Source organism: Amycolatopsis mongoliensis, from assembly GCF_030285665.1.
Lineage (GTDB): Bacteria > Actinomycetota > Actinomycetes > Mycobacteriales > Pseudonocardiaceae > Amycolatopsis > Amycolatopsis mongoliensis.
Genome location: NZ_CP127295.1, coordinates 1,988,705 through 2,006,183 on the forward strand (window position 1 = coordinate 1,988,705; position 17,479 = coordinate 2,006,183).

The window sequence follows — 17,479 nt, forward strand, 5'->3', positions numbered from 1 at the left end:
CCGGCTTTCCCGTGCGGGTCTCCGCACGAAAAGGAGTGAGCGTGAAACTCGGCAAGTTCGTCCTGCTGGCCGCGAGCACCGCGCTGGCCCTGGTCGGCTTCGGCGGTCCCGCGGCGGCTCAGAGCACCCCGCAGGCCCAGCCGTCGATCATCGGCGGCAGCACCGCCTCGAGCGGTCCCTGGGCGGCCCGGCTGTTCGTGAACGGCCAGCAGAACTGCACCGCGACGATCATCGCGCCGCAGTACATCCTGACCGCGAAGCACTGCGTCAGCAGCTCCGGGACGTACACGTTCCGGATCGGCAGCCTGGACCAGTCCAGTGGCGGCACGATGGCCACCGGATCGACGATCACCCGCTACAACGGCGCCGCTGACCTGGCGATCGTCCGCCTCACGACGTCGGTGAACGCGACGTACTCGCCGCTCGGCAACGTCGGTGACGTCTCGGTCGGCCAGAACGTCTCGGTCTACGGCTGGGGCGCGACCAGCCAGTGCGGTTCCGAGATCAACTGCCAGTCGCGGTACCTGAAGGTCGCGACGGTGCGGGTGAACTCGATCGGCTGCAGCGACTACACCGGCGGCGTCGCGGTGTGCGCGAACCGCGTCGACGGCATCACCGCCGGCGGCGACTCGGGTGGCCCGATGTTCGCCTCCGGCCGCCAGGTCGGCGTCGCGTCGACCAGCGACCGGTCGAACAACACGGCGTACACGAACATCACGCGTTATCGCAGCTGGATTTCCCAGGTGGCCGGCGTCTGATTTTCCGGAAAGGGCCCGGCCGTTTCCGCGGCCGGGCCCGTTGCCGTCAGGACGTCGAAATGTCGTCGAGCTGTTCCGCGGCGGGCCGGACCGGGTAGAGGTCACCGCCCGGTTCGACCGGCACCCGCGGCAACGCCGTCCGAGCCGCTTTGTCGCCCGCGTCGGCCGCCGCGTGCAGGACGTCCAGCGCGGCGTACTGGCGGAAGTCCAGCTCGGGGTAGGACCACTGTCCCTGCGTCGCCCCCGGGATCAGGAAGTCGACCGCTTTGAAGAGCGTCGCGCCACCGGGTGCGGTGTAGTGCCACAGGTCGACGCCGACGTGCTTGCCGATCTGCGCGAGCCGCGTCAGCGCGACGAGGTTGAAGTTGGAGTAGTGCCAGCTGCGCGTCCGGCTCGCTTCCGCCGGCTGGTAGCCGTCAGCCCGGATCTGCGGGGCGATCCGCTTCGGCCCGGCGTCCTGGGCGATGGTCTTCGCCAGGTCCCGCTGCCCCGTGCCGAGCGCCAGCGCGGCGGCCATCATGTCGTAGAAGCTGCCGTGGTTGTTCTGCGCCGCGGCTTCGTCGGTGCCGTTCTTGCTGGTGCGCAACCAGTTCAGGAACTGCGTGTACCAGCCGGTCATGCCGGCCTGGTCGGTCTTCGTCCAGCCGGGGGCGCCGGTGGCGAGGATCGCGGTGGCGTCGACGACCTCGGTGAGCGTGTAGGAGAACTCGATGATGCCGATGCCGCGGCCGTCCACCTTGCACGGGATGCCCTGGGCGTAGTTCATGTTCGGGTTCATCTTCGTGGCGGCGTCGAGGAACCACGTGCGCAGGTCGAGGGCCGCACGCTGGGCGTACCGCGCGTCGCCGGTGTAGTACCAGGCGAGGGCGAGCTGGTAGATCGCGGCGAAGGCGTTGCCGCGGTAGGCGTGGTCGGTGATCTCGTCGACGATCGGGTTGCGCTGGCCGTCCTTCTGCACGAACGGGCAGCCCCAGGGGTTCTCGACGGTCGGGTCGGTGGTGGGCCACCAGTAGGGCGCGAGGCTGAGGTAGTCGTGCTTGTCGCCGCTGGGCGGGACCTGCTTCTTGGAGGTGACGCTCCAGGGCCCGGTCGTGAGGTCGGTCTTCGCGGCGGCGAGCAGGTTGTTCAGGGCGGTCTTGGCCGTGCGTTCGCCGACGAGCGCGGCGAACTTGGTCCGCAGCAACTGGTTGCCGTCGAGGACGGCGGTGTCCGGGGCGCAGATCGCCCCGAGGACCGGGACGGTGCAGCCGTGCGCCGCCGGGGCGGCCTCGGCGGGCGCGGCTACGAAGGTGGCTCCCGCGACGAGGGCGAGCACCGCCACGACAGTGTGGCGAAGAAGCATGTCCGCTCCATTCACGAATATGAACACAAATCCTGTGAGTGAATGGAGAGTACGCATGTGAACATCACTTCGGCAATGGGCCGATGGTTCAGTCGCGAGGACGGAAGAAGGCTTCGAGTCGCGCGGTGGCGAGCTCCGCCCAGGTGTCGGTGGTGACGAGCACGGCCGCGGCCCCGGTGGGGAACTTGGTCCGGACCAGCCGGGTGTCGTCCCCGTAGCCGGCGAGGTGCAAGGTCAGCTCGCTGACCCCAGGCTCGTGTCCGACGAGGGCGAGGGTGACGACGTCGTCAGGAATCCGGCGAGCGGCGGCCAGGAACTCTTCGGGGCCGGCACCGTAGAGATCTTCGTCGTACTCGACGGGTGGCGTTTCCGAGAACGCCTCGCTCACCCGCTCCCAGGTTTCCCTGGTGCGACGGGCGGTGGAACAGAGGACGCGATCGGGGACGTAGCCGTTGTCGCCGAGCCAGCGGCCGAGCTTGGGAGCGTCCCGAAGTCCCCGGGGCCCGAGGGGGCGTTCGCGGTCCGGGACGTCGTCCGGCCAGGCCGATTTGGCGTGCCGGAGGACGATGAGCCGCCTGGTCGCGTCCATGTTCACCGCCTGTCATCCGGAGTCGGTGCCCGTCACCGTAACCGAGAAACTCGGGGCGCACGGCCGAGCCGGGCGCCCCGAGCGGACTAACACCAGAACCAAAGCCAATGAAACATCTATTTCCTTCCGAGCATTCAACAGAAATGATTCGGAGCGGAACACAAAGAGGAATCCTCATGTGTCGCTCACGTGGTTACGCGGAGATTAGGGCAAGAAGAGCCCCTGGCGCAAGACTTTTGCTGACATAGAGTTACGTACAGCTGTGTCGGTAAAGGCATTCGACGAGCAGGGGTCAGCCGCTAGTGGCCAGAACCTGCGTGTTCGCCCACGGGGACACATAGTGAGAGTGTACGAACGTTCAGCGGTTCACTCTTTGGTGGACTATGAAGAGTGAGGCCGGGGCGGCGAGGGCAGGGAAACCGTGTCCTCGTCGCTCATCCGGGCATCCGGGACGTCGGGCGCGCCCCCGAGCTCGGCCAGGTACCGTTCGACCCGCTCGGCGCGGCGGTGACGTTCCCGGCCACGGTACAGGCTCGCGGCCCGCTCCCAGGCGATTCGCGCCGGCTCCAGGTCACCGCGCCGCGCCAGGGCATGCCCGAGAGCGGTCAACGCCCGGGCTTCTCCGGTCGCCGCGTGCGATCGCTCGGCGAAGACCACGGCTTCCCTGGCGAACCGCAAGGCGTCGTCGATCCGGTCTTCGGCGAGCGCCAGGTTGGCCCGAGCGGTGTGCAGCCGCATGACCGCCGACAGATCACGCACCTTCTCCAGCAGCGGAATCGCCTCGCGGCAGTGCGCGCGCGCCGAATCGAACTCGCCGAGGTCAGTATGGACGCCGACGAGTTCGGTGTGCGTTTCGACCAGCGCCGCCGCGTCACCGATTCCACGCCGCAGGAGCAGAGCCTGCCGCAGATGCTCGAGCGCACGATACGGCCGGTCGAGCTCGGCCAAGGTCTTGGCCAAATTGTGCGCGGCTTTCGCCTGCCGCTCCTCGTCCCCGATTTCGCGGGCGGCGACGGCGCATTCTTCGTACAACGCCGCGGCTTGATCGAGCCGTCCCGCATGCCGGTGCCGGTGCCCCATGTTGAGCTTCACCGTGAGCACGGCCAACGGTACGTCCCGCGCCATGGCCAGCTCGAGGGCCTGCCTCAGGTGAGTCTCCGCAACGGCGTCGTGCCCGGCGAGCAGGTGGATGTAGCCGAGGTCGTTGAGACAGGCCATGCGCGCCAGGTCATCTCCCGACGCGGCAGCGGAGCGGACTGCGACGGTCAGGCCGGCGATGATGTCGTCGAAGTATCCGAATCGATTCAGAATGCCGCCGGTGACGTGCGGGAACCGCCAGGCGAACTCGTGGAGGCCGTGATCGGCCGCGTAGCGAACCATCGCGGTGAGGTTCGCCCGCTCGCGCAAGCACCAACGCATCGCAGCGACGGGATCGGTAAACCGATCCGGCCGGCACCCGGGTTCGACGGGCGGCATCTTCGGTCCGGACCCGTGGGGGTGGACGCTCCGGTGCGCGTTGTGGGCGGTGTGCAGGTAGTAGGAGACCAGCCGCCGGCGCGGCCCGTCTACCGGCGTACCCGGCGTGTTCAGCGCCTGGGCGAAATGGTGGAACAGGTCGTGGATGCGGTAGCGGTCGCCGTCCCCCGGTTGCTGGACGAGATGGGCCGCGACGAGCAGGTCCAGTGCCCGCCGGCCCTCCGCCACCGGGACACCGGCCGCCGATGCCAGCACCTCGACGCCTGCTTCAGATCCCGGATGCAGGCCGAACACCCGGAAAGCCTGCTGCGCGGAAGGTTCGAGGCATTGGTAGGACCATGAGAACGCCAAGTACAGGTTCGTCTCTTCGCCGTCGCCGTCGTCACTGATCGTCAGCAGCGTGGCCGGGTCCCGGACCTGCTCGACGATGGTCTGCAGCCGACTGCCCGCCCGGCTGGCGGCCCGTTCGGCGACGATGGTCAAGGCCAGGGGCAGCCCGTTGCAGAGCGAGGCAAGACTCGCGATCGCGGCCGGTTCCCGTGCCGAACGGTCTCCCAGTCGCCGGCGGAGCAACTCGGCCGACATCTCGCCGGAAAGCGGGTCGAGGGTGATCGTCGGGCACTGGTGCCGCCGGACGAGGGCTTTGAGCCGCCGCCGCGCCGTGACGATCACCGCACAGTCGGACAGGACGCCGAGCAGGGGCTCGATGTGCGCGGTGTCCTCGGCGTTGTCCAGGATGACCAGCATCGGCCGATCGCTCAGGAGGCTGCGCAACCGTGCGGCCCGTCCGGCCGCGCCGACGATCTGGTCGACGGGGTAGTTCAACGCGGACAGCAGCACACCGACCACGTCGGCGGGCTCGACCCGCGGCGCGGGGCCGACCCCTTGCAAGTCGATCAGCATCACCCCACCGGGGAAGCGCGAAGCCGCCTTCCTGGCCCAGTGCACGACCGTGCTGGTCTTGCCGACGCCCGGCGGGCCCGTCACCGCCACGACGGTCGGGACGAAGGCGCCAGGCGGCGTCAACGCGGTGTCGAGATCGGAGAAGATGTCCGCCCGGCCGGTGAAACCAGCCACATCGCGCGGCAGTTCGCGCAACGGCGCCGGCGGCGTGTAAGGCCGATCCACCGGACCGGGATCCGATTCCGGGTCCGCGGGAAGCGGTTCCGGCGCACGCAGATGGTCCTGTAGCGCACGGAGGTCTTCGGCGGCTTGGTCGTCCCCGGCCTTGCGGAAGTACCGGTACGTGTCGAGGTAGTACTCGTTGCGTGCCGCATAGCGGCCGACGGCGGTCAGCGCCTGCAAACGCAGCTTGGCGAACCAGAGTTCGTCGGCACACTCGCGGCTCAACTCGTCGAGCAGGAGCAGGGCCTCATCCGGCCGCCCGACCGTGAGCAGTTCCGAGAGCAGGAACGTGTTGGCAGGGATCCAGTGATTCGCGGTGACGGAAGTCCGCCAATTCCGCGCCGGTTCCGACGTGATACCGGCGAGCGGTTCGTCGCGCCACAACGCCAACGCGGCACGGGCCGCCTCGCAAGCTTCCCGGTGCTCGTCCTGGTCGCTCAGTTCGTGGGCACGCCGCATCGCCGAACGGAATGCGTGGAAATCGATCAGCTCGGGGTCGATCTCGAGCTGGTAGCCACCGGTGATCGCGACGATCTTCGCGGGCGCCCCGGCTTGGTCGAGCGCCTGACGGATCCGGGCGATGCACTTGTAGAGCGCGCCTCTCGGCGCGCGCGGGCGCGCCTCGTCATCATTCCAAGCCCAGTTAACGAGGGTGTCGATCGACATCCATCGCCCCGGTTGCGTCAGCAGTGCCGCGACGACGTTGCGTTCGCGCCGGTGGGTCCACCTCACGCTCAGATTCCCGTGCATACGCATCGTTGTTTGCCCGAGAATTCCGAACGTGATCTCCATTCTGCGTCCCCTCCGCCGCAGAGGTGGCACGGCCGCCCACTCCTCCTTGACGAGTTTTGCATCCACCGTCCGGAAACGCTATGACAACCGGATAACGACGAGCACCGGAAACGACCTGTCGATCGGTTGTCAGTTTTTTGTCCAACGTGCGCAAGTGCCTTGTCGAACGGCCGTTGCAGGCTGGCCGCATGGTCGCGACGAATACGGGAGGGTGCGCGAACATGGACAGGTGGATTCGTGGGCCGATCGGCCTGGACGCCGGTCGCCGGGTCACCAGATCCGGCTGCCGGAACGCGTTGGTGGTCGTCCCCACCATGACCGCGGGCACCCGGTTGCTCGACGTGCTGCCGCTGCTGGAGGCGGATCACCGCGTGCAGACGGTGTTCACCGTGCCGCACACCGGCGACGGGTGGCACGGCGTCGAGGAGTTCGTCCGGGCCCAGCACGGGCTCGTACTGCCTTGGCACCAGGCTGTACAGCACCGTTTCGACCTGGTGCTCGCCGCCAGTCACCGGCACCTCGAAGAGCTGCACGGCCCGATTCTGCTCCTCGCGCACGGTGCGGGGACGGTCAAGTCACGGCGTTTCAGCCGCAAGGCCGGCGCGGCGACGCTCCCGGCGACCGGCCTCGACCGGGAACTGCTCACCCATCGCGGCCGGATCCTTCCGGCTGTCTTGGGGCTGGCGACCGACGCGGAAGTCGCCGCACTGCGGCGGTCCTGTCCCGAGGTGCTGCCGCGCGCGCTGGTGGTCGGGGACATCTGCCTGGACGAGATGCTGGAGAGCGTCGCGTTGCGGGAGACCTACCGCCACCGGCTGGGCATCAGGCCCGGCCACCGATTGGTCACCGTCAGCTCGACCTGGTCGGCCGACTCGGTGTTCGGGCGGCTTCCCCGGCTCTGCCATGTGTTACGGGGCGCGCTGCCACCCAGCCGCTACGCAGTCGCGGCCGTGTTGCACCCGAACGTCTGGACCGTGCACGGACGACGCCAGGTCACCGCGTGGTTCGCGGACTGCGTCCGTGACGGCCTGCTGCTCATCCCACCCGACCAGGGCTGGCAGGCGACCATGGTGGCCTCCGACTGGGTGATCGGCGACTACGGCTCGACGACGGCCTACGCGGCGGCAATCGGCCGCCCGGTCACCCTCGCGGCGGACGGCGGCTCGGCCATCCGCCCCGGCAGCATCGCGGACCTGGTGCGTCGCAACGCTCCCGGCCTGCGGTACGACGTTGCCTTGGCGCCACAGGAGGAACTCGCGTCACGAGCGAGCGATCGCCTCACGCGGGTGGTACGGGCGGCGATCACCTCCCGGCCCGGACAGGCCGCGGCCGTCCTCCGGCGCGCGATGTACGAGCTCCTCGCGTTGCCCGAGCCGGACGGCGCGGCGGGCACCCGGTTCGTGCCGGCACCGAATCCGCTTCAGGGCATCGCGTGACCGGCGGGGGCACGCTCGCGGTCGTGCGGCACGTACCCGGCGTCTGGCACCTGCGGGTTTGCGGACCGGGACGGGCCGCCGACGTGCTGGTCGTCGCCGAGGACGCCCCGCGTGCTTGGTGGGAGGCCGGAGACCTGGTGGTGTGCCGGGAATCCGGGGACGTCTCGGCGGCGCTCCTGGCGGCGTCACGGGCGCTGTCGTCAGCTCCCGGCGCCGGGGGCGCGATCGCCGCGTTCCCCGGCGGCTGTGCCTGGGTGATCCGAGGCCGCAGTGGGTTCGGCGAGTTCGCCGGCACGTGGGTCTCCGAGCCCGGCGTAAAGCTCGCGTGCCTCGGCGCGGTGGCGACGGCCGTCCTCGCCGTGTCCGGCCTCCAGCTCGACCTGCCCGAGGACCGCCAGCACTTCGGCCGTGTAGTAGGGCGAGTCGAGGTCGCGCACGACCTGTAACGCGTCCAGGAGGACCAGCTGGGCTTCGTCGTGCCGGCCTTGGTTCGACCGCAGCCCCGCAATGGCCGTGATGGCCCTGACGTGCTGGATCGGATCCCCCAGCTCGGCCATGGCCCTCGCCGCGGCAGTCAGCTCGATGATCGCTTCCTCGTCGCGGCCGAGCTTCGCCAAGACCTCGCCGCATCGGCGGCGGCACAACGCGACTCCGCGGGGGATGCCGAGGTCCTCCTGCAGCTGGGCGGCCCGCTGGTAGTACCCCAGTGCGGCGAAGAGGTCGCCCTGGCCGCGGGCGGCGCGCCCGAGCTGGGAGAGCGCGGTCGCCTGGGTGGGGCCGTGCGCCTGCTGCTCGCCGAGGCGCAACGCGATCGAGTTCTGCGTGACGGCTTCATCGAACCGGCGCAGTTTCGCGTACGCGAAGCCCAGCTGCGAGCGCAGTCTCGCCTCCACCAGCGGGACGTCGCACCGCTGGGCCGCGGCCACCCCCGCCTTGTGCATCGCCACCCAGGGCTCGTAGTCGCGGTGGTGCAGGAAGAAACCCCATGATGCTTCGCAGAACTTCCAAAGTTCTTCGTCCCAGTGCCGCCGGTCGGCCTCGGTGACCACCGCGTGGATCGATCGGAGGTCACGCCGCCACCACGCCACCGCCGCGGCCCGGTCCGGGAATGCTTTCCGGTGACGGCCGGGAGGGGTGACGCCGAGCCGGGGACGCTGCGGATGGATCATGTCGTCCGCGGCTTGTGCGCGAGCGAGGTACCACCGCGTGAACCCACGGACCACGGCGGCCTGGTCGGCGGTCTCGAGCTCCCGCTCCGCGCGCAGCCGAGCATCGCGACGCACCAGGTCATGCTGGGCAACGCGGTCATCCGCGGCATCGACGAGGAGATTCGCCGAAACGAGGGTGTCGACGGCGTCTTCGACGCGCGCGGAGGGCTCGCCGAGAACGTCGGCGAGCGCGTCGAGCGAGACATCCGGGCCGGGATGCAGACCACAGGCGCGATAGACCCGAGCGGCTTCCTCCGGCAGTTCGGAATACGAGGTGTCGAAGACCGCCTGCACCTCGCGCACGTCGTCGGGTGCGCCGGAGCCGGCGCCGAGATGGCGCGCGTAGGCGCTCGCTTCCCTGGCCATGCTCCGCAGCGGACGGGCCCGCAACCGGGCACCGATGATCCCGAGTGCGAGCGGCAGGCCGCCGCAGATCTCGATGATCGTTCCGGTCGCTTCCGGTTCCGCGGCGATCCGTTCGGGTCCGACCACCTCGCCGAGCAGCCGGCGTGAGTCGTCCGGAGTCAGCGGAGCGAGGTCGAGCAGTTCCGCGCCGTCCATCGCGAGACCGCCGAGCTGCCGTCGGCTCGTCACCACGACCATCGCCGAGGAGGTCGCGGGCAGCAGCGCGCGCACCTGCGCGGCGGAGACGGCGTCATCGAGCAGGATGCCGACGAACCGGCCCGCGACGGCGGCCCGGAACACGGCCGAACGCTGTCCGGGATGCGGCGGGATCGTGTCCACGGGGATACCGATCGCGACGAGAAAGCCGAACAGGATCTCGCCGGCGGGTACCGGATCGCCACCTGGTTCGGTCAGCCGCGTGTAGAGGAGGCCACCGGGAAACCGGTCACGGTGATCGGTCAGCCAGCGTACGGCGACCGTCGTCTTGCCGACGCCGCCGATGCCGCTCAGCACCACGATGGGCGGCCGGTCCGCCCGGCGCAGCCATGTCCGGTCCAGCAGGTCCAGCGCAGCCTCCCGGCTGACGAAGCCGTCCGCCGGAGCCGGGATCTGCACCGGCGGCGTCCGCTCAGGTGTGTCATCCATCCGAGATCTCCCCGTAGGTCTCGAACTTTCCGTTCTACCGCCGGTCCCGGCACGTGGCGGCGATTCACCCACTTTTCCACTCGAACGCGCATGCACGTGCACACGAACTTTGCGCACAGTGCCCGATCGGCGAAATTCAATACAGTCAGTTTTGTGACCCGGCACACATTTCAGCTGTCTCTGGGCTTGGCACGGGTCGACGGTCGCAGCTCGACACCTTCGCGCAGCAACAGTTCTCGCACACGCTTGTAGTACAGCCCGTGTTTCTCGGCGAGAGCGAGGATACTGGCCCCGGCCCGATACTCTTCGACGAGGATTTCCGGCGGCACCGGAGATTCCCGCGGCGCCGGCCGGGACCGCAACTCGACACCCGCCTTGAGCAGGCGCCGGCGCAGCCAGGAGTAGCTGAGACCGCTCAAACGAGCCAGTTCGGCGAGCGAAGCCCCCCGTGCGTAAAACTCGGCGAGCAGGTTGTCCTGTTGATCGTGAGTGAGATCGGCGAACGTTCGGTAGCGCGGTGTCCTTTCGTCCATGATGCCCCCGTCGCATCCTGGTTGGTGAAGCCGGATCGCAACAAGTCTCGGTGTCTCATCGCGGTGACAGCTGCTTTGGTTACTGCGCGTTCCGGTGAATTGACGCAAAACCTTACGAAATCAGATCCGGATGGAGCTGGTGGTGATCACGAATTCCGCTGCGCAACCGCGCCATCGGGGAGGGAGAGGTTGGGATTCCCGGATGTGGCATCGCGCCGAAGCGACGACGGCTCGGCGTGGCCGAGCGCGGGTGAGCGAACTGTCGGTCGACCCGGCCGGGGTCTCGCCTCGACGGGCTCAGGGAGGTTCCGGACCACACTCGGCTGCGCCGGGGTTGCCAGGGCTCCCGGGCCGCGAGGAGCCGATCTTGGCCGCCAGGCCACTGACCAGGGAGTTTGAGTGGGCCGCCTGGGGCTCGAACCCAGAACCTACGGATTAAAAGTCCGCAGCTCTACCAATTGAGCTAACGGCCCGCGCCCCAAGTTTAGCCAGGGGTCTGCCACCCACCCGCACACCGGGTCCGGCTGAGGGCGCGCCGGAGGTCAAGACTGGTTCTCGGCCCGCTGGGCCCGCATGATGCCTGGCATGCCGGGTTCACTGCTGATCCTCACCGGGCCGCCCGGTGCCGGGAAGTCCACGGTTGCCGGTCTGGTCGCCGAAGACGCGCCGAAGCCGACCGTGCACCTGCACACCGACAGCTTCTACGTCTGGATCCGGACCGGGTTCGTCGCGCCGTACCTGCCCGAGGCCGCGCGGCAGAACGACGTCGTGCTCGGGGTGATCGCCGAGGCCGCCTGCGGGTACGCCCGGGGTGGCTACGACGTCGTCCTCGACGGCGTCATCGGCCCCTGGGCGCTGGAGCCCTTCCGCGACGCCGCCAAGCGGGACGCTCTGGATCTCTTCTACGTCGTCCTGCGGCCGAGTCTCGAGGTGACCCTCGCCCGCGGGACCGCTCGCGAAGGCCGGGAACTCACCGAGGTCGAGCCCATCACGGGGATGCACCGCGCGTTCGCCGGCCTCGGCGAGCTCGAGAAGCACGTCATCGACACAACGGACCAGACCATCGGTGAAACCGCGGACGCAGTACGGCGCCGAGCACGCTCGGCGCCGTACTTGCTCTGATGTGGACAGACCGTCGTCAGCAGGTCACGAACAGCCCGGTGTAGGCCGTGCACTTCTTCGACGCCGTGTCGTTGGCCGCGACCGGGTCGGCCGGGGCGCTGGCCGCGCGCTGAGCCGTCGCCGTGAACGCGCCCCAGGCGAAGACGCCGCCCTCCGACGTGAACTTCGCCGTGGCCGAAGCGCCCGGCGCCAGGGTGCCGATCGCGCAGTTCGCGGTCGCGCCCGAGCGGGTGCACCCGGTCGCCGACGTGACCGTGCGGCCCGAGCCGGCGTTGGCCGTCACGCGAACGCCGGTCGCGGTGGCCGGGCCGCTGTTCGACACCGTGATCACGTAGTCGACGCGGGCGACCAGGCCGACCCGCGGGGTGGCGGTCAGCGCGACCTTGACGTCGGCCTTCGCGGCCGGGGTGATCGTGATGGCGGGGCCGTCTTCGACGCTGAACGCGTAGTTGTCGCCGGCGAACTGGTGCTGCAGCGTGAACTCGCCGCCGGTGACGTCTTCCTTCACGCGGAAGGTGAACGTCACGGTGCGGCTCTCGCCGGCCCCGAGGTCGCCGACGCCGCCGCGGTAGCTGCTGAGGTACTGGTCGCAGCCGATCGTGCCGGCGCAGGAGACCAGGTCCACCAGCTCGGTGATCGGCTTTTCCTTGGTGTAGACCGCCGCCTTCGCACCGGTGACGGTGAAGTCCGTCGGGTTGTACAGCTGCTCGGTGACCGTGAACGTGCCGCCGGCGGAGACCGACGTGTCGCTGACGTCGATCGTGCTGGGAGCCGGCGCGGCGGACGCGACGGCGGGGGCCGCGAAGAGAGCCGCTGCGGTCAGCGCGGCCAGCACGGCGGTTCTTCGACCGGTTCGCTCCATGGTCTTGATCTCCTGATTCCGGACGAGGGGTGCCGCTCCGACCCGGTGGGGACGGGTGATCGCAGCAGCTGACGAAGATCAGATCGCCGCACCCCGATATTCGTTACCCGGTTCTCGAAACCGTGTCTGAACTGGGGTTTCCCGCTGTTGCCGGGTCACCGTCCGCACCGGCGGCCCGAAAATTGTCGGACCCCCGTGGCACGCTCCGCACATGACCGAACACACGACTCCGGTGGTCTCGCCGGCCCGCCTGACCGGCGACCGGATCGACCCGTCGCCGGTCGCGGACGAGCGCCAGGCGCTGACCGAGACCCTCGACTACTACAGACGCACCTTCGAGCTGAAATGCGCGGGCCTGGACCCGGCCCGGCTGTCCGAACGATCGGTACCACCGTCGACACTGACGCTGCACGGGCTGCTGCGGCACCTCACCGGCGTCGAACGCTGGTGGTTCCGGATCCAGTTCGCGGGCGAGGACGTCCCCAACCTGTACTACTCCGACGACGACCCGGAGCAGGACTTCGCATCGCTGGACGGTGACGTCGGCGAGGCTTTTTCCTTGTGGCACGAGGAATGCGAGCTCGCCAGGCAGATCGTCGCGGCGAGTTCGCTGGACGACACCGGGACGCGCGTCAGCACCGGCGAACCGATCAAGCTGCGCTGGGTGATGCTGCGCATGATCGGCGAGTACGCGCGCCACATCGGCCAGGCCGACCTGGTCCGCGAGCGGATCGACGGCGCCACCGGCGAATGATGGCTCAGGCTCGCGCCGCCGGGCGGCGAAGCCGGAAAAGGAGGTTGCCCGCGAGCGGAATGACGATCCAGCACGCGTAGGCCCACTGCGTGACGAAGGCGACCGGGATCGACACGGCGAAGGCGGCGATCATCGTGCCGAGGCCGCGGTAGACCTCGCCGAAGAGCTCCGGCGGGATGTCCGCGCAGTGGAGACGGTGTCGCTGGATCTGCCTGGTCATCATGAGGAACAGCGCCAGCGCGATGACCTGGACGAGTGCGTACAGGACGAAGCGGAACTCGAACCCGCCGTCCTCGGCGAGCACCTTCGTGGCGAAGGGCATGAGCACCATCATCAGCAGCCAGCCGAAGGTGAGCCGCAAGAGTCCGCCGCGCACGGTGGTGACGAAGTGGAACAGGCGGTGGTGGGCTCGCCAGCGCCCGCCGATCACGGCGAAGCTGATCAGGAAGGAGATGTATTCGGAGCGATGATGCCCGAGTGATCGCAGCAGTTCGGCGCTGGTGGCGCCCTCCGGCAGCGGCAGCTCGAGCGCGAGCAGGGTGATCGCGATGGCGACGACGGCGTCCGAGAAGAAGGTGAGGCGCTCGGCGGCCAGGCCCCGGCTTCGGAGCTTGCAGTGTCCTCATCGGACGAGGCGCTACTCATGGCAGGTGAGCCTGCCAGACCCGGCTGTGGGACGGCAGCCGAGGTCGGGCGCGTGCGATGCTGACGCCATGACCGTCGACCCCGATTCGGGACTCCTGTCCCCGGTCCGGGCCGGTACGCCGGCCGAAGCGTCGACCGGCGACGAGGCCTGGTTGCGCGCCATGCTCGACGCCGAGGCGGCGCTCGCGAGAGCGCAGGCGCGGCTGGGGACGGTGCCGGCCGGGGCCGCGGACGCGATCACGGAGGCCGCGAGCAGCGCGCGGATCGACGTCGTCGAACTGGCGCGCGGGTCGCGGGCGACGGCGAACCCGGTCGTCGGGCTGGTCAAGGCGCTGACGTCGGCTGTCGGCGCGATCGCGCCCGACGCCGCCGAATACGTGCACCGCGGCTCGACCAGCCAGGACATCTTCGACACGGCGATGATGCTGGTCGCGGACCGGACGCTGCGGCCGCTCGCCGCCGACCTCGACGCGACGGCCGAGGCGCTGGCCGAGCTGGCGCGCGAGCACCGGGACACGACGATGCCCGGCCGGACGCTGACGGCGCACGCGGTGCCGACGACGTTCGGGCTCAAGGCCGCGGGCTGGCGGCAGCTGGTGCTGGACGCGGCTGTCCGGATCCGGCGCGTGCTGGACGGCGGGCTGCCGGTCTCGCTGGGCGGCGCGGCCGGGACGCTGGCGGCGTACATCGAGTACGCGCGCCTGGCCGACGCCGCGAAGCCCGAGCAGGTAGGGCACTCCGCGCAGGCCGGCGCCGGCGAGCGGGAGGGCGGGGGCGGGGGCGGGGGCGGGGGCGGGGGCGGGGGTCAGGATCTCGCCGACGCTGCCGCCGTGGCCGGACACCCCGCCGGTGACCGCGGTGCCCCCGGCGACTACGCGGAACGCCTGACCGCCGCGTTCGCCGAGGAGACCGGGCTGGCCGCACCGGTGCTGCCGTGGCACTCGCTGCGGACGCCGGTCGTCGACCTCGCGAGCGCGCTCGCGTTCACCGCGGGGGCGCTGGGGAAGCTGGCCGTCGACGTCGCGACGCTCACCCGGACCGAGGTCGGCGAGGTCGTCGAGCCGGCCGCCGAGGGGCGGGGCGGCTCGACGGCGATGCCGCACAAGCGGAACCCGGTGCTCGCGACGCTGATCCGTTCGGCCGCGCTGCAGGTGCCGGTGCTGGCCGCCGGCGTCACGCAGTCGATGCTGACCGAGGACGAGCGCTCGGCCGGGGTCTGGCACGCCGAGTGGCAGCTGGTCCGCGAATGCCTCCGGCTGACCGGGGGCGCCGCGCACACCGCCGTCGAGCTGGCGCGCGGGCTCAGCGCGCAGCCCGGGCGGATGCGGGCGAACGTGGCGTCGACGCACGGGCTGATCGTCTCCGAGCGGCTCTCCGCCGTGCTCGCGCCGCTGCTCGGCAAGGCGAAGGCCAAGGAGCTGCTCGGCGAGGCGTCCCAGCGGGCGGTGCGCGAAGACCGGCCGCTGCGCGACGTGCTCGACGAGCTGCCCGCGATCACCGACGTCCTCACCCCGGCGGCGCTGGACGCCCTCCTCGACCCGGCCGCGTACACCGGCGCGGCGGCGTCGCTGGTCGACCGTGCCCTCGGCGAGCCGCGGCCGGACGGCGCTCCGGAGTAGCGGCCAGGACAGCTCCCAGCCGGCGGCGGCTCCAACCCGCGGCGTACCCCAGGTCGCCGGCAGGCCCTGCCCTCGACGGCGGGCCTGCGGCGACGCAGGCCCCCGGCAAGCTGGCGCCGAAGCAGCCACCCGGCCACCGCGGCGCGCCAGGTCGCCGGCAGCTCCAGCCCGCGGCGGCAGTCCTACCTCCCCGCCCTGCGGCGGCGCAGGCCCACCGGCGACCTGGTACCAAGCCAGCCGCCCGGCCGCCGCACCTTTCTGACCAGGGGTGGGCCTCGGCCGAAAATACTTTGAACCGCCCCCGGCGGGGGTCCGTGTAGTGGGTATCAGGCAGCCGCACCGAGCGGCGGGAAACCCCAACGGACACAAGGAGAACTTCCATGCTTCGCACGCGCATCGCCGTCTCCGTCGCCGCTGCGGCAGCCGGGCTGGCAGTGCTCACCGCTTGCTCGGGTGCCGAAACTGCTCAGCCGGTCATCGCCCCTGCGGCGGCGGGCGGCACCGGTGGCGGCCAGATCGCCAACGGGCAGGTCGGCAACGCAGCCCCCGCGTCGAACGAATCGAAACTGGTCGTCGCGGACGTCGCCAACGTCGGGCAGGTGCTCACCGATCAGAACGGCATGACCCTCTACCGCTTCGACAAGGACACGGCCAAGCCGCCGAAGTCCAACTGCGACGGTGACTGCGCCAAGGCCTGGCCGCCGATGCTGGCCACCGGGGACGTGCAGGTGCAGGGGGTCGACAAGAACCTCGTCGGGAAGGTGACGCGCTCCGACGGCACCGAACAGATCACCGTCGGCGGGTGGGCGCTCTACCGCTACGCCAAGGACACCAAGGCCGGCGAGGCGACCGGCCAGGGCGTCGGTGGCGCCTGGTACGCCGCCAACGCCAAGGGTGGCAAGGCCGGGCAGGCCGCGAGCGAAGCCGGCGTCGTCAAGCTGAGCGCCAGCAACATCGACGGCCTCGGTGAGGCGATCGTCGACCAGAACGGCATGACCCTCTACCTGTTCCAGAAGGACACCAAGAAGGCCAAGACGTCCGCCTGCAACGGCGACTGCGCCAAGACCTGGCCGCCGGTCCTCTCCAACGGCAAGGTCGAGCTGCAGGGCATCGAGTCGAAGCTCCTCGGCAGCATCAAGCGCTCCGACGGCACCGAGCAGGTCACCATCGGCGGCTGGCCGGTCTACACCTTCTCGAAGGACCTGAAGCCGGGCGACGCGAACGGCATGGGCGTCAACGGCACCTGGTTCGTCATCGAGCCCAACGGCTGCAAGGTCGGCACCACCCCCAGCTCCACCGCCAACCAGGCTCCGGCTGACAGTGGCGCTGGGAGCAGCAGCAACTCCGGCTCGGGTGGCACCACCTACTGAGCCACCCAGCAGTACTTCCTAGTGGGCGAGGCCCGGCGGACGCTCTTCGCGAGCGACCTCCGGGCCTCGCTCGTCGTGGTGGCGACGCAGGAACGAACGACGGCGCGGCTCTTCGGCCGGGAGGGCGTCCGTGCGGTCGGTGTCCGCGACGCGGTCGGTGCGCTGCTCGACGACGGTCGGTTCGTCGGCCACCTCGTCCTCGGGGATGTGGATGGTGCGGCGGGCCGGCAGCACGGCGATCAGCAGGCCGAGCGCGGCGACACCGAGGTGCAGCCAGGTGTCGGCGCGGCCCATGTCCATCGGGTTGCCGGCGTTGGCGAACGGGTTGGTCGAGATGAGGCCGTCGATCATCAGGCCCCACACGAAGAGGGCGCCGTAGAAGATGAAGAGCAGCCAGCCGAACGCCCGGGCGCGGCCCGAGCCGAAGGCCAGCAGCAGGCCGACGACGCCGGTCACGACGCGGACCAGGCTCATGAGCGGGTTACCGGAGAACCGCCACAACCCCGCGTCGTGGTGGCCGGCGAAGTTGCCCACGCCGGTCCTGGTGAATCCGATGATGCCGACGATGATGAACGCGATCCCGGCCAGTCCGGCCAGCACCTGCGCCGGCTGCAGGCCGCGTACCCGGATGCGTGCGCCTTTCGCGTGAGTCATGACTCCAGTCCTTCCCAGCGTGTGGTGACGACAGTCACCGCACACAGGTACCCCGCGAACACGGTGCGCGAAACGACAGTGCTTGCCCGCAGGACCCCGGAGCGTTCCCGGATCCGGGCCGATCCGAGAGCTATCCCACAAACT

Annotated in this window: 14 protein-coding genes and 1 tRNA gene; 6 read left to right on the forward strand and 9 right to left on the reverse strand. The window is 70.0% G+C overall.

Annotated features, from left to right (window positions below; translation table 11 throughout):
* Positions 1 to 41 precede the first annotated feature (41 nt).
* Positions 42 to 758, forward strand: a complete 717-nt coding sequence (locus QRX60_RS09550; protein WP_286000406.1) for a S1 family peptidase — start codon at positions 42 to 44, stop codon at positions 756 to 758.
* 46 nt (positions 759 to 804) lie between these two features.
* On the opposite strand, the gene QRX60_RS09555 is transcribed toward QRX60_RS09550, so the two are convergent.
* The 3 genes from QRX60_RS09555 to QRX60_RS09565 all read right to left on the reverse strand — a co-directional run bounded on the left by QRX60_RS09555 (position 805) and on the right by QRX60_RS09565 (position 6,082).
* Positions 805 to 2,100, reverse strand: coding sequence for an alginate lyase family protein (locus tag QRX60_RS09555; protein ID WP_286000407.1), 1,296 nt, complete (start codon positions 2,098 to 2,100; stop codon positions 805 to 807).
* An 88-nt stretch (positions 2,101 to 2,188) separates the two neighbouring features.
* Entirely contained in the window at positions 2,189 to 2,689 is a 501-nt protein-coding gene (locus tag QRX60_RS09560) for a SixA phosphatase family protein (protein WP_286000408.1), read from the reverse strand.
* Positions 2,690 to 3,070: 381 nt separating this feature from the next.
* Complete coding sequence (locus QRX60_RS09565; RefSeq protein ID WP_286000409.1) at positions 3,071 to 6,082, reverse strand: AfsR/SARP family transcriptional regulator; 3,012 nt, start codon at positions 6,080 to 6,082, stop codon at positions 3,071 to 3,073.
* A 221-nt stretch (positions 6,083 to 6,303) separates the two neighbouring features.
* Between QRX60_RS09565 and QRX60_RS09570 the strand changes: the two genes are divergently transcribed.
* Positions 6,304 to 7,518 carry a hypothetical protein gene (locus tag QRX60_RS09570; RefSeq protein ID WP_286000410.1) on the forward strand — a complete coding sequence of 405 codons (1,215 nt, stop codon included), beginning with the start codon at positions 6,304 to 6,306 and terminating at the stop codon, positions 7,516 to 7,518.
* Positions 7,519 to 7,718: 200 nt separating this feature from the next.
* Here the strand turns inward: QRX60_RS09570 and QRX60_RS09575 are convergent, their stop codons facing one another.
* The 3 genes from QRX60_RS09575 to QRX60_RS09585 form a co-directional block, all read right to left on the reverse strand.
* Positions 7,719 to 9,776 (reverse strand): tetratricopeptide repeat protein, encoded by a 2,058-nt coding sequence (locus QRX60_RS09575; protein WP_286000411.1) that lies wholly within the window; start codon positions 9,774 to 9,776, stop codon positions 7,719 to 7,721.
* A gap of 170 nt (positions 9,777 to 9,946) precedes the next feature.
* Positions 9,947 to 10,309 carry a helix-turn-helix domain-containing protein gene (locus tag QRX60_RS09580; protein WP_286000412.1) on the reverse strand — a complete coding sequence of 121 codons (363 nt, stop codon included), beginning with the start codon at positions 10,307 to 10,309 and terminating at the stop codon, positions 9,947 to 9,949.
* A 400-nt stretch (positions 10,310 to 10,709) separates the two neighbouring features.
* Positions 10,710 to 10,782: transfer RNA gene (locus QRX60_RS09585), tRNA-Lys, on the reverse strand.
* Between the two features lie 112 nt (positions 10,783 to 10,894).
* Between QRX60_RS09585 and QRX60_RS09590 the strand changes: the two genes are divergently transcribed.
* On the forward strand, positions 10,895 to 11,431 hold the full coding sequence (locus tag QRX60_RS09590; RefSeq protein WP_286000413.1) for an AAA family ATPase: 537 nt from the start codon (positions 10,895 to 10,897) through the stop codon (positions 11,429 to 11,431).
* A gap of 16 nt (positions 11,432 to 11,447) precedes the next feature.
* Here the strand turns inward: QRX60_RS09590 and QRX60_RS09595 are convergent, their stop codons facing one another.
* The gene (locus QRX60_RS09595) at positions 11,448 to 12,293 is read right to left on the reverse strand and encodes a COG1361 family protein (RefSeq protein ID WP_286000414.1); all 846 of its coding nucleotides are present in this window, start codon (positions 12,291 to 12,293) and stop codon (positions 11,448 to 11,450) included.
* A gap of 211 nt (positions 12,294 to 12,504) precedes the next feature.
* On the opposite strand from QRX60_RS09595, the gene QRX60_RS09600 reads away from it, so the two are divergent.
* Positions 12,505 to 13,047: a DinB family protein gene (locus QRX60_RS09600; protein ID WP_286000415.1), complete on the forward strand. Its 543-nt coding sequence runs from the start codon at positions 12,505 to 12,507 to the stop codon at positions 13,045 to 13,047.
* 4 nt (positions 13,048 to 13,051) lie between these two features.
* Here QRX60_RS09600 and QRX60_RS09605 read toward each other — a convergent pair whose 3' ends face one another.
* A complete protein-coding gene (locus QRX60_RS09605) occupies positions 13,052 to 13,642 on the reverse strand; it encodes a TMEM175 family protein (protein WP_332845851.1) in 591 nt (196 codons plus the stop codon).
* Positions 13,643 to 13,760: 118 nt separating this feature from the next.
* On the opposite strand from QRX60_RS09605, the gene QRX60_RS09610 reads away from it, so the two are divergent.
* Together QRX60_RS09610 and QRX60_RS09615 are read left to right on the forward strand one after the other, a co-directional pair.
* On the forward strand, positions 13,761 to 15,311 hold the full coding sequence (locus QRX60_RS09610) for a class-II fumarase/aspartase family protein (RefSeq protein ID WP_286000416.1): 1,551 nt from the start codon (positions 13,761 to 13,763) through the stop codon (positions 15,309 to 15,311).
* A gap of 380 nt (positions 15,312 to 15,691) precedes the next feature.
* Entirely contained in the window at positions 15,692 to 16,681 is a 990-nt protein-coding gene (locus tag QRX60_RS09615) for an SCO0930 family lipoprotein (RefSeq protein WP_286000417.1), read from the forward strand.
* A gap of 18 nt (positions 16,682 to 16,699) precedes the next feature.
* Here the strand turns inward: QRX60_RS09615 and QRX60_RS09620 are convergent, their stop codons facing one another.
* Positions 16,700 to 17,335, reverse strand: coding sequence for a DUF4383 domain-containing protein (locus tag QRX60_RS09620; RefSeq protein ID WP_286000418.1), 636 nt, complete (start codon positions 17,333 to 17,335; stop codon positions 16,700 to 16,702).
* Positions 17,336 to 17,479: the final 144 nt, after the last annotated feature.